Origin of the sequence: Psychrobacter sp. DD43, from assembly GCF_904846555.1 — a bacterium.
In the GTDB taxonomy this organism is placed as follows: Bacteria; Pseudomonadota; Gammaproteobacteria; order Pseudomonadales; family Moraxellaceae; genus Psychrobacter; species Psychrobacter cryohalolentis.
Map to the genome: position 1 here is coordinate 1 of NZ_CAJHBE010000021.1, position 12,687 is coordinate 12,687.

Annotated in this window: 10 protein-coding genes; 1 reads left to right on the forward strand and 9 read right to left on the reverse strand. The window is 41.6% G+C overall.

Features of this window, described 5'->3' with window-relative positions:
• Window positions 1–270: 270 nt before the first annotated feature.
• The 7 genes from JMX89_RS10745 to queC form a co-directional block, all read right to left on the reverse strand.
• Window positions 271–846: a TerD family protein gene (locus tag JMX89_RS10745; RefSeq protein WP_011513118.1), complete on the reverse strand. Its 576-nt coding sequence runs from the start codon at window positions 844–846 to the stop codon at window positions 271–273.
• A 268-nt stretch (window positions 847–1,114) separates the two neighbouring features.
• Window positions 1,115–3,445 carry a bifunctional 23S rRNA (guanine(2069)-N(7))-methyltransferase RlmK/23S rRNA (guanine(2445)-N(2))-methyltransferase RlmL gene (rlmKL, locus tag JMX89_RS10750; RefSeq protein ID WP_201532450.1) on the reverse strand — a complete coding sequence of 777 codons (2,331 nt, stop codon included), beginning with the start codon at window positions 3,443–3,445 and terminating at the stop codon, window positions 1,115–1,117.
• A 185-nt stretch (window positions 3,446–3,630) separates the two neighbouring features.
• Window positions 3,631–4,824 carry a mechanosensitive ion channel family protein gene (locus JMX89_RS10755; RefSeq protein ID WP_227673075.1) on the reverse strand — a complete coding sequence of 398 codons (1,194 nt, stop codon included), beginning with the start codon at window positions 4,822–4,824 and terminating at the stop codon, window positions 3,631–3,633.
• 212 nt (window positions 4,825–5,036) lie between these two features.
• On the reverse strand, window positions 5,037–6,572 hold the full coding sequence (locus tag JMX89_RS10760; protein WP_201532449.1) for a dihydrolipoyl dehydrogenase: 1,536 nt from the start codon (window positions 6,570–6,572) through the stop codon (window positions 5,037–5,039).
• A 53-nt stretch (window positions 6,573–6,625) separates the two neighbouring features.
• Window positions 6,626–7,123: a peroxiredoxin gene (locus JMX89_RS10765; RefSeq protein ID WP_201532448.1), complete on the reverse strand. Its 498-nt coding sequence runs from the start codon at window positions 7,121–7,123 to the stop codon at window positions 6,626–6,628.
• Between the two features lie 161 nt (window positions 7,124–7,284).
• A complete protein-coding gene (locus tag JMX89_RS10770; protein WP_201532447.1) occupies window positions 7,285–7,614 on the reverse strand; it encodes a hypothetical protein in 330 nt (109 codons plus the stop codon).
• Between the two features lie 274 nt (window positions 7,615–7,888).
• Window positions 7,889–8,665: a 7-cyano-7-deazaguanine synthase QueC gene (gene queC, locus JMX89_RS10775; RefSeq protein ID WP_020443065.1), complete on the reverse strand. Its 777-nt coding sequence runs from the start codon at window positions 8,663–8,665 to the stop codon at window positions 7,889–7,891.
• Between the two features lie 354 nt (window positions 8,666–9,019).
• Here queC and ttcA point away from each other — a divergent pair, with 354 nt between their 5' ends.
• On the forward strand, window positions 9,020–10,165 hold the full coding sequence (gene ttcA, locus JMX89_RS10780) for a tRNA 2-thiocytidine(32) synthetase TtcA (RefSeq protein WP_201551528.1): 1,146 nt from the start codon (window positions 9,020–9,022) through the stop codon (window positions 10,163–10,165).
• Between the two features lie 108 nt (window positions 10,166–10,273).
• On the opposite strand, the gene JMX89_RS10785 is transcribed toward ttcA, so the two are convergent.
• Window positions 10,274–10,855 carry a FixH family protein gene (locus JMX89_RS10785; protein ID WP_011513126.1) on the reverse strand — a complete coding sequence of 194 codons (582 nt, stop codon included), beginning with the start codon at window positions 10,853–10,855 and terminating at the stop codon, window positions 10,274–10,276.
• Window positions 10,856–11,001: 146 nt separating this feature from the next.
• Window positions 11,002–12,411 carry a cytochrome c oxidase accessory protein CcoG gene (gene ccoG, locus JMX89_RS10790; protein ID WP_201551530.1) on the reverse strand — a complete coding sequence of 470 codons (1,410 nt, stop codon included), beginning with the start codon at window positions 12,409–12,411 and terminating at the stop codon, window positions 11,002–11,004.
• Window positions 12,412–12,687 lie beyond the last annotated feature (276 nt).

Genomic DNA, 12,687 nt, shown 5'->3' on the forward strand with positions numbered 1-12,687 from the left:
CATCCTGTCTGGTTGCGTAAAGCTAAGGTTGTCTATTATAGACGCAGCATAAAAAAAGTGGCTATCGCTAGCCACTTCTCCATGTGTGATTTTTAATAAAATATAAAGTATTATCAGTCATTTGGCTATTAAAGATTGTGACTATTTTGCAACCATATTTTACAGCCAATAGTGAGGCATAATGGCTTTAGGTTTTGCACCTACTTATCATCTAATGGATGGTTTTAGCAAGGGCTAAATATCGATTTAGATAGTAGTTTAAATGACAGTTTAAATAACGACACCATATTGCTGGCACATCGCTTGTAAGCCACCAGAGTAACCTTGACCAACGGCGCGGAATTTCCATTCTGCATTGTGGCGATAGACTTCTCCAAATACCATTGCTGTCTCAACAGAGTAGTCTTCTGCTAAATCAAAACGCACCACTTCAGCACCCGTTTCTTCATTCACAACGCGAATAAAGGCATTAGCAACTTGACCGAAGTTTTGGCTACGAGCCGCTGCATCATGAATAGTGACTGTCACAACGATTTTGTCGACATCGGCAGGTACTTGCGTTAGGTTGACTTTGACCACTTCGTCATCACCGTCGCCTTCGCCTGTACGGTTATCACCAGTATGCTCAACGGCACCATTGTCAGATTTGAGTTGGTTATAAAAGATAAAGTCATGGTCGCCGCGTACTTTGCCAGCTGCATTTAATAAGAATACACTTGCATCAAGATCGAATTCGGCACCAGAAGTTGCGCGCTCATCCCAACCAAGACCAATAAGCAGCTTAGTTAAGTTTGGATCCGTTTTGGTTAGCGATAAATTACCGCCTTTGTTTAGAGATAATGCCATGGAATGGTCCTTGTTATTTATTGGAGTAGGGTGGACTGCACGTTTACAACGGTAAAAAGTAATAACTATTTTAAGACCGTCAGTTCAAAATAGTGCTGTGTCGCTTTTGAATGATATTCACCATACCAGCGATAATGGGATTCAATAACGATAAAACGATCACTAGTAGCGCTCTATCATACCAACAAAAAATGACCCAATCAAAGCTGATTGGGTCATTGTTATGTTTTAGAGCCAGTTAGGCGTCAAAGCTAAGATTTAGTGTTTGTTATAGACTCTGACGATGACGAATCTCAAAGCTTTGATGAATCGGTTTTTTGATATCAAAATCAAAACCAATGGTTTTTTGGGTAATGTCAACGATGTCATAACGTTCAGTCAGCTGTTCATCCAACTCAAAACGGGTAAAGTTATTAGAGAAGTATAAGATGCCATCTGCGGTTAAGCGGTTCATCGCGCGGTTAATTAGTGCAGCATGGTCACGCTGGACATCAAAGGTACCTTGAAACTTTTTAGAGTTTGAAAAGGTTGGCGGATCAATAAAGATAATATCGAATTGTTCCGTGTTGTCTTTAATCCACTCAAAAATATCGGCAGCAACGAATTGATATTTATTACCACTGACATTCAAGCCATTTAAAGCAAAGTTTTGTTTGCCCCAATCCAGATAGTTCTGTGATAAGTCAACGCTGGTGACTTTTTTAGCGCCCGCCAATGCCGCATGCACACTTGCCGTACAAGTATAAGCGAATAAGTTCAATACCGATTTATTACGACTGTTGTCTTTGATACGCGCACGCATATTGCGATGGTCAATAAATAGACCCGTATCGAGATAATCGGTGAAATTGACATAAAGATAAGCACCATCTTCGCGGGCAATATAAAACTTGCCACGCTTTTCGGTATTGCCTTGTTTACTATATTGATCATTACCGGATTGACGAGCACGGGTTTTAATAAAGATTTGTTCGCGGTTAATACCGAACACTTCACGAATACCCATTAATGCCAAATTAAAGCGTTTTTTGGCGGTTTCTGGTGGAATGGTCTTTGGCGGCGCGTACTCTTGTACATGGGCATAATCACCATATAAGTCGATCGCCACTTTGAAATCAGGCAGGTCAGCATTGTAGACACGGATATTACTCACGTTGTCTTTTTTAGCCAATTTCTTTAGTCGGGTCAGGTTTTTTTGCAAACGATTGATAAAATCTTGACCATCTTCAACTTCAATTTCACGTTTCTCAAAGCGGCTAACGAGATTCCCTGTCTGACCAGCAATCAAGGTGCCATAGCGGAAATACACAGTAATGGCACCATTATGACACCGTAACGTTTTTGGCTCTCTAATCGGCAAAATATCGACTTGCTCAACATGCGACGCCAATATACCAAGCATCGGGTCAATACCACTACCGGCAAAGCTGTCTTGTAGGATAAGCCCAATCGATTGATATAACGGCTTAATCATTTCTTCATCGCCCAGACGCTCACCATAAGGTGGGTTGGTGATAATCAAAGGATTGCTCAAACGACCGTCAGCAACCAAAGGTTTTAAGAGCGTGCTTAGCTGATCAAGGGCGCGCGTTTCGATATCGAGTAGCGGTAACAGGTCTTGTAAACCAGCAGCAATCAGATTCTTTTCTGTGGCAATGATAGCGCCCTTATCGGCATCAAATCCAAAGATAAGCGGTAATGTATCCGGCTGCTCATTCGCAATCTCTAAGGCTGCACGGAAACGGGTCTGTGCATCATCAATCATTTCTTGCCATAAGATCTTGTCATGATGCTGCCACTCGTAAAAACCAAACTGATTGGCGGCTTTATCGATACCGACGGCATAATCGCAGTGCATGAGGAGCGCTTCAATGATAAAGGTACCAGAGCCACACATAGGATCGATTAGCGCATTATAAAAAGGCGCATCACCTGCTTCGTTTTTCTTATGCCAGCCTGCGCTATAAAGTAGCGCCGCTGCTAAGTTTTCTTTTAGTGGTGCTTCTGTCATTGCAACGCGATAGCCACGGCGATGCAAGCTGGTACCTGATAAATCCAAATATAACTCAGCTTGCTTATCATTGACGGTCGCAAAAACAGAAAAGTCTGGGTTTTTACTATCGACGTTAGGGCGGCTCTCATATACTTCGTTAAAGGTATCCGCAATCGCATCTTTAATACGTAGCATGGCAAACTGTTGGCTGACAGCTACACGTTTATCAACAGACAGACGAATCGCAAAGGTTTGCTCTAGGCTAAATTGCTCTGTCCAATTGACCGATTTCGCCAAACCATACAGCTGCTCAGCCACATCATATTCAGCATTGATATTTTTGCGTTTAATCAGCATTAATACGCGCGATGCCACGCGCGACCAAAGACAGATCTTATATAAATCACGCAAGGTACCCGTAACAGCAAGGCGACCAGTACTTTTTATCTCACTTGCAATACCAAAACTGGTCAGCTCAGTCTGTAGCGGTGCTTCTAACCCATCGGCGCAGGTGATGATAAGGTCAAGCGACAATACCTGTGAAGATACTTGTGAAGATGGTTGCGAAGACGCTGTGGATGAGGCGAGCGCGGTTGTTTCGGTCATACGGATACCTGTGGGCTAAATTAATAAATAGTGCACATCATAAAATAAGATGTTTAACCGCTAATTTTACCATAATTCTATAGCGGATGGTTTAAAGCGCTGATGTTTAAGAAAGCGATGATTAAAAGATGTCTATCTGAAAGAACTTTTTATGGCATATAAATGCTAAATAAGTTGCAAGGATATTAATGCTGGTCTTTGTTCAGCGCTAATGACTCTGAAACAGTTTGCGCGGTCGTTGCCAATGGCTTGGGCTTGGTCACAATCGGATAGACGTCTTCTCTTGGCATAAGTAGGCGCATATGAGGATAAGGGGTCGAGATGTCAGCGGCATCAAAAGCGCGTTTGATATTTTCTCGTAAATCTTCTTTGATTTTGGGCATACGAGCAACTGCCGCTGGTTTGACCCAAAAGCGTACAATAAAATATACGCCATACTCGCCAATCTCTGCCACGGTCGCAGAAGACTCAGGTCGGTTGAGGACCGCCTCACTATCAGACAGTACCTGCAAAATCTCATCACGTGCTTTATCAATATCATCTTCAAAAGCAATACGCATCTGAATATCAAAGCGTATAAAGTTTTTGGAGGTCAGGTTGGTAACGACGGAGGAGGCTACATTCGAATTGGGTATGATAACCGTAATATTGTCACGAGTTAAGACGTGGGTCGTACGTAAGGCAATCACCACCACGCGCCCTTCATTGTCATTGATATTGACCCAGTCACCAACTTGAAAGGACTGCTCAAGCAAAATGGTAATACCTGCGATAAAATTGGCAAGCGTTGACTGCGCGGCAAAGCCGACCGCCAAACCAGCAATACCCAAACCTGCCACCAGAGATACAATATCAAAGCCGAACTGAGCCATGACACTGGCAAGCCCTAAGACTAATAGCAGCACAGATAAGATGTTTTTAAGCAGCTGCTCAATAGAAGCGTTTAAACCGTAGTGCTGTAGTATTTTATGGACAATTTGTCCCGATGATGTCCATAGCACGTAATATATTCCCGCCCATGTACTGGCTTTGGCAGTGGCTTTAATGGTATCTGGCTCAAAATTCAGCTGACTCATAATAGCAATAACACTGGTCACAGCCCATACATAACGCAAGATTGATCGGGCAATTTTAGCGCGGCGCTCATTCAGACGAATGCGTGCTTTGCTTTTTTTTAGTACATAAATAGCAAGCCAATACATAAACCCCGATATCGCAAGTAGTATTAGAATTTTGATGCCAGTGCTCACCAGTTCTACTGATTTAGACGACCAATCTAAGGTGCCTTCCTCGATAGAGCCACCAATCGCAAGAAAAAGGCTGGTATGTAGGTCACGAGCAATCTCTTGAAAAAATTCAGTAATACTAGCGATTGCCATTATCTTATCCATGAAAGGTGTGGTTCTAAAAAATATTACTCTGTACTAATAGGATTTTAACCGTATCATTATAAATAAAACCGCTTTTACCAAATACTGCTTTAACCATATAAAGTAGCTTACGTCCTGACGGCAAATCAAGTTTAGATTTTCTGAAGTCAGCGCTAGTAGGTCTACTCCATTACTTTTAAAACAGAGCATTTAACAGTTGATTAAGAATTGTTTCGATGAATATCAAGCGACTGATACGGTATTTCCATCAAATCCTGAACATCACGCAAGGCGGTACGCAAGCCTTCTAGGATAGTAGGATGGTAAAAAGGCGTATCAAGCATGTCTTTAATACTCAAGTCATTAGTAATTGCCATTGCTAAGATATGCCCGATGTATTCTGCATCTGGACCAACCATACTTGCACCTAGGATTCTGTCTGTTTTTTTGCAGCCATAAATATGCAATAGACCACAGTTAATACCCATGACGCGGCTACGACCTTGATTGTCGAAGCTGACTTTCCCAATCACATGCTCAAGTGTTGAATCTTCTTGGATTTCCGGTAAAGACATACCAACATTGACGATTTGCGGTGAGCTAAATACGATGGAAAATGGTGTGGCAGGCGGACGAATATAAGCATCCTTTTTGTTGTCACAGACCATACTGCCGGCGCTAAAACCTTCATCGCTTGCCACGTGAAGCAATGGAATATTGGCATTGGCATCGCCAACGATATAAACGTCTAAATCACCGATTTTACCAGTTTTTTTATCCAGCTGTTGTGGGCGATTTTTTTCATCAAGCTCAACGCCTAAGTTTTCAACACCCAATGCCTCTATATTATTACGTCGACCAGTCGCGACCAGTACATAGTCACCTTGCCATTGTTGCACTTCGCCAGCGCTGTCTTCATAATCAATAAAGGCAACAGTGCTGTTTTTATTTATGCTTTTATCGCTATTTTCATTTGACTTTTGACCGACATCAGTAATTTTGCTGCCCAAGTGCATGGTCAGCTCACGACTTAAGCAATCAATGGCTTTGTTATTGATGTCTTCGTCTTTTAGACCAGCAACGCGTTTGGCGCGATTAAATACCGTTACCTTGACACCCAATCGTGTGAAAGCTTGGGCAAGTTCTAAACCTATCGCACCTGCGCCAATCACAGCCATAGATTTTGGCAAGTCGGTTAACTCAAAGACAGCATCTGAGGTCAGCATAGTATCACCAAGCTTATCTTCCCAGCCATCTGGAATAAAGGTCGAGCTGCCAGTGGCGACAATGATTTTATCTGCTTTGATCCATTCATCATTGACCTCAATCAAGCCTTGCTTATTAATATAAGCCCGTCCCGCTATCTTACTATCCTCAGGCCAGCTATCGACTTGTTTTTCGATGTAGCTGGCAAAATGATCACGCTCAGCGCGCACCCGTTCCATCACCTGTTTGCCATCTATGTGAGCAGTGGCATGTACGCCAAACTCAGCAGAATTATTGGCATCATGAGCGCGGTCAGCAGCTGCAATGAGTAGCTTGCTTGGCATGCAACCTACCGCAATACAGGTAGTCGTCCAAAAGCCATCATTGATAATAATGACATCTTCTAAGAACTTTTTTGCTTGGCGAAAAGCGTTTTGTCCGGCAGTCCCAGCACCAATGACCGCAACAGATACTTTGCGAGTCACGTTTTGATGAGTGCTATGATCAAAGGGAGCAGAAGAATCAAAGGCGGTATCAGGCTGTTTATTCATAGTATTCTCAAATAAAAATAGTTTTAAGGTTTATCGTAAGCTAGATTAAAAGACTAAGGCGCAAGCGTAGTTAATAAACGCTCAGTATAATCCTTTGCCTTAAGGTTACGCTGTGTATGAGTGAGCGTACCATTTTTATCAAAGACAAACGCCGAACGTACAAGACCTAGAGTAATATTGCCATACATATTCTTTTCTTTAATCACATCAAAATAGTGGCAGAGTTTTTCATCGGCATCACTGATAAGTGGAATATGTAGATTATATTTGCTAATAAAATTTTCGTGTGATTCAACGCTATCACGTGAGACACCAATAATGTCGTAACCTAAATCATCAAATTCGTTAAGATGGGCGGTAAACTCAGTTGCTTGTGTGGTACAGCCAGGTGTATTGTCTTTTGGATAAAAATAAAGGATAAGTCCTTTACTGGTGTTGGCGACCAGCTCTTTTAGGCTAATATCATCATGAATAAAATGACCATCTAGCTCACGCACGATAGTGACTGGAAAATCAGGTAGAGTAATGGTTTCTGTGGTTGGCTTTGCCATCATAAAATCCTTATTTATTTTGATTGCGGTTATATTATTATTGGTCATCCCATTATAGGCAGATTCATAGAAATAAATCCTCGATTTTACACATCACTTATGGATGAGCAACAAAAAAGACTGGCAATGACCAGTCTTTTATATATCTAAAAATTTGAGGATTAAGCAGGTTTTTGTGGCTGTTTTAAGTCCAAACCAACGGTACACTGTTGCAAATCTTTTTGCATTTTTTTCACATACGAGAGGCTTGATGGGTCTTTTTTACTTTGCGCATAGCTCTCAATCTCCCACATCTGACCAATGGTCATATTGCTACGGACACCGATCGTGCAATCACAAAGCTTGGTTGCAGTGCTCTTGTCAGCGACTTTATATTTGACCGCGCCGTTGACGCAAGTATTAATATTATTCTGCTTAATATCAACAGCGTTCGCTTGTGGCATGGCAAATATTGCAGCAAGAGCTAGGGGTAGTACTGGCAAAAATTTCATAAATATCCTTTTACATGTGACTGCGATAACTTGAATTTTTTATAAATGAATTCGATTTTGTACAAATGATAAAATATTACTTCTAATAAAACGTTGCTACTTTGATGAGCATTTATATCTTGTGGTAGATAAAGTGGCTCATACCATAGCAATGATTGTATTTAAAATACAACGGCAGCGTGCTGTGTTAATGCAAGCGAATGTTTCGCCAATGTTTAATTGCCTTTATTTTAAGACCCTTTATTCATGTTCTAAGGCGAAACTTCTAAAATCATTACTGATAATGGGTAGGGTCGGCAACGCCTGCCTGAGCGAACCCTTGACGACGCAGCGCGCAGCTATCACAAACACCGCAGGCAAGACCATTGGCATCTGCTTGATAACAAGAAATGGTTTGTCCGTAATCAACCCCTAGCGACAGACCCAGCTCGATGGTTTTGGCTTTCGATAATTGTTGTAGCGGGGTTTGAATCGATAAATGATGACCGGTAACGCCCGCTTTGGTAGCAAGATTTGCCATATGTTGGAAAGCGGCAATATACTCAGGACGGCAATCAGGATATCCTGAATAATCGACTGAACTGACACCAATGACGATATGGTTTGAATCAGTTACTTCAGCGACTGCCAAGGCATAAGATAAGAAGATGGTATTGCGCGCTGGCACATAAGTGTTTGGAATCGCGTCGTTATCAATCTCATCACGCTTTTTGTCTGGGAATTTATCCGTATCACCATCAGGCACAATCATACTGTGATCCGTTAGTGATGAGCCACCCAATTGGGCGATATCGATATCAATAATTCTGTGATTAACGCCTGCAGTTTCAGCGATTGCTTTGGCAGCGACCAGCTCACTATTATGGCGTTGACCATAATCAAAGCTGACTGCGGTTACTGACGCATAACGGGCCTTTGCCCAATATAGACAAGTCACTGAATCAAGCCCACCTGATAGCAGTACGACCGCATTTTGGCTTTTATGCAGCTCATTTAATTGGGTATCGTTTTCTTGATCAGCAGAGGAGGTTGGCAGAGCAGTATTTGTCATAATGGCATCTATTATTGGTTAGCGAAAAACGCCTATTTTAGCAAAAATTCTACCATTACAGAACCTTGAAAGCAGCATTAAAACATCATGCAAGTAATAGGATAAAGTTTAGGAAATCGATAATTAGTAGCTTTAGATAAGCAGTCGCATTTAAGACGATAATTTAATGTCATCTTTTCAATCTGTTAGCAAATTTTGTTATAATCGCTGCTGTTTTAAATCATGTTTGAAGCGTTGCCTTATGAAGCATCATTGTTAGCCATACGCAGATAGCTTTTATCGCAGCCTTTTGAATAAATCGATTGATTATCTCTCTTGAAGTAACGCCATTCTTGTCAAGATATTGAGTAACTTATGACTGCAGCAACCTTATTTACACCATCAATCACGCCTCAGTTTGACAAGGCTTCTATCGATACTGATGTGAATCATCATGATAAAACAACTGACATTGAGGCGATCTTATATGATGATATCGATGACAGAAATGATGATTTTATGGATGAGCAAGCAGATAACATATTGGCTGATACACAATCACTGACCGAGTCGGCTCACTTTCGGAAATTGCAAAAGAAGCTTCGTCGTCAAGTATCATGGGCGATTCGCGACTTTAATATGATTGAAGATGGCGATGTGGTGATGGTTTGCGTATCAGGCGGTAAAGACAGCTATACGTTGCTCGATATCTTACTGCTATTAAAACGTATCGCCCCGATTCATTTTGATATCGTTGCCGTCAATCTTGACCAAAAGCAGCCTGGCTATCCAGAAGAGGTGTTGCCTGCCTATCTAAACGAGCAGGGCATCGCTCATTATATTCTGGAAAAAGATACTTATAGTATTGTCAAAAGCGTGGTGCCAGAAGGGAAAACTTATTGCTCGGCGTGTTCACGTCTGCGTCGTGGCTCACTGTATGGTTTTGCTAAACAAATCGGTGCGACAAAGATTGCGCTTGGGCACCATCGCGATGATATGTTGGCGACTTTCTTTTTGAACTTATTCCATGGCGGCGCGTTGAAATCGATGCCGCCCAAATTACTCAGTGATGACAAGCAAAACATGCTCATCCGTCCACTGGCTTATGTGGAAGAAAAAGACATCATTGAATATGCGAACCTAAAAGAATTCCCTATTATTCCGTGTAATCTCTGTGGCAGCCAGACCAATCTGCAACGTGCCATTATTAATGATATGCTACGAGAATGGGACGATGCTCATCCTCAGCGCCTAGCGTCTATTTTTAAAGCGATGCAAAATGTTGCGCCCTCGCAATTGGCAGATAGAGAGCTGTTTGATTTTGAGACATTAAGTCTGGATCGTGATGATAACGAGCGTTTGTTTGAAGGTGACAATATCCAAGCGGGGCAAATAGAGAGTCTGGCTGAGATTGGTTTGCCAGTATCACCAGAAACGCAGATATTCAATCCAGACTTTGCTAATGCAGAAAAGGGCAGCCGTGCGCCGAAAAAAATTCCAACGATTAATCCAGTGATTTGATGACTTAATAATTTAATGATCTAATACCGTTTACGCTCTTCAAATAAAAAAACCAGCTCATGATAGATTCATGGCTGGTTTTTTTATTTTAATCATATTTTGAACAGTTTAGCTTTCGCCAAATACTGGTAGAGGATCAAAGCTAACCTCTGATCGTGGTAACTTGGCAACATCTTGCATGCGCCAATCGTCTTTACCTTTATGACTTACTTGTAAATAATATTTTGCTTTAAGAGGATCGATATCTACTTGGGCGCTATATTTATTGCCTTCTAGATGCTTTAACACCGCATCACGGTCTTTTTTAATGTCAGTGGCATGAGATATAGACAGATCCAGTGTTTCAGGATAGCTAAGTGGACTGCCATTAATCAGTTTACCCGACTGCAAACTTTGCTCAGGATAATTCAGATAAAACACAACATCGCCATTGTCTGCAAATTGCATTTGTCCATGCAAGTCTAAATCATAGGTCAACTTGTCACGCGACACATCATGATAAAGGGTTTTACCATCCATATACCAGTCGTCGCGTACCACGCTATCACGAATCTGATAAGAGTAATAAACAAACCAGATGCAAGCAATGACGACAAAAGCTGGCATACCAATGACAAAAATAACCACCATATAGTTTTTATACCATGGCTGGCTGTCTTGATGCTTAAAATTTGGGGCTGGACTGGACATAACATACCTATTAATCAGATATCTAGTAACCGTATCAACGGATAAAGCTGACAGCCAAAAGCTGCCAAGGTAAGGTAACTCAATCACCAGTGAGCTATCAAGCGCTAACTCACTGGTAGGTATCATTTAACAATGAATATTAATACTTACTGACCTTGAGTGGTAAAAACATTCTGCTTACTAACATGATATTTGCCGTCTTCACTACTGACATTCAAAGTCACGGGTGTTTGACCAAATTCAATCACATCAGGGTCGCCATAGATACTAACTGGCATATCAAAGCTTTCACCGGCATCTAACGGTACATCGTTAAAGCGAATCTCCAAGCTCAAACCCTCTTGCGGTGCGAGCGTTATTTTATAAGTATGGGCATCTTGGGTTTTATTGGTCAGCTTAACGATATAACTGTTTTCAATCATGCCTTGCTGATTCAATGAAGACAACTGATTGCGGTCACGCCGTATATCAATCTCTAATGGCACACGGTCATTCAAAGCGTATAAAACACCGCCACAAAGTATCGTGAGAAGTGTTAAGTAAGCGAAGAAACGAGGGCGAAAGACACGGCTCTTCTCTTTTTCAGCCAATTGACGCTCTGTGGTATAGCGGATAAGTCCGCGTGGATAGCCCACTTTATCCATTATCTCATTACAAGCATCCACACAGGCGGCGCACTGAATACAAGCTACTTGTAATCCATCACGAATATCAATCCCAGTAGGGCAGACCTGTACACACATCTGACACTCGATACAGTCGCCTAAATTCTCAGGGTTGGTGCCTTTTTTGCGAGCACCGCGAGGCTCGCCGCGCTCATAATCATAAGAAACCACCAAGGTATCTTTATCAAACATCACACTTTGAAAACGACCATAAGGGCAGATTTGGATACACATCTGCTCGCGCATATAACCTGCATTGACGTAGGTCGAAAACGCAAAGATAAATACTGATACCCAAATCCACGTCGCCCAATCAGGGAAGGGGATAAAACCAATCATCTGCCAGCTATTGTATAGAGCATCTGTACCCGATACATAACTTACAAAGGTCGTGGCGGTAATCATGGAAAACACAAACCAGATAAAATATATCAAGAAGCGTTTAAACATCTTGGTTGCGCTCATTGGTTCTTTATCAAACTTAATGCGTTTATTACGATCGCCAATCACCCATTTTTCTACATATTGAAATAAATGCGTCCAAATGGTCTGGGGACAAGCATAGCCACACCAAACTCGCCCTGCATAGACTGTTACCATAAATAAGGCGAAGGCTGCAATGATAGCAAAGGCGGCAATAAAATAAAAATCCTGCGTCAAAAATGTCATGCCAAAAATATAATAATGCTGCGATGGCACATCAAACCAAATAGCTTGTCGTCCGTTATAGCGTAACCACGGCAACAGCAAAAACGCCGCTAAAAGTGCATACATCGTAATAACACGAATGTTTTGATAGAAACCAGTCACAAATCGTGGATGGACACGATGCTTTGTGGCATCAAGATCTACTTGCTGTACAGGGATTTTATTAGATTGTGGTGCTGACATAAACGTGCCTCTTTAAAAAAAGAATCAGTCTGCTGGCATGGGTAACAAACATCTATTATAAAAATAAGATAGGTGGATGTGCGGTGTTATCAATGTCAGTAAGTAGAGAGATAAAAATTAAAATGTGTTTAATTCGTCTACCAAATGAGGGATGATCAATAATTGGCAAAAAAGCTGAAATGGCTCTGTCACCAATGTCTTATGGTCTAACTATTTTAACATTCTCCCTACTATAAATGGGGTGAGAGTGTTAAAAAGCAATATCTATATGAGGGC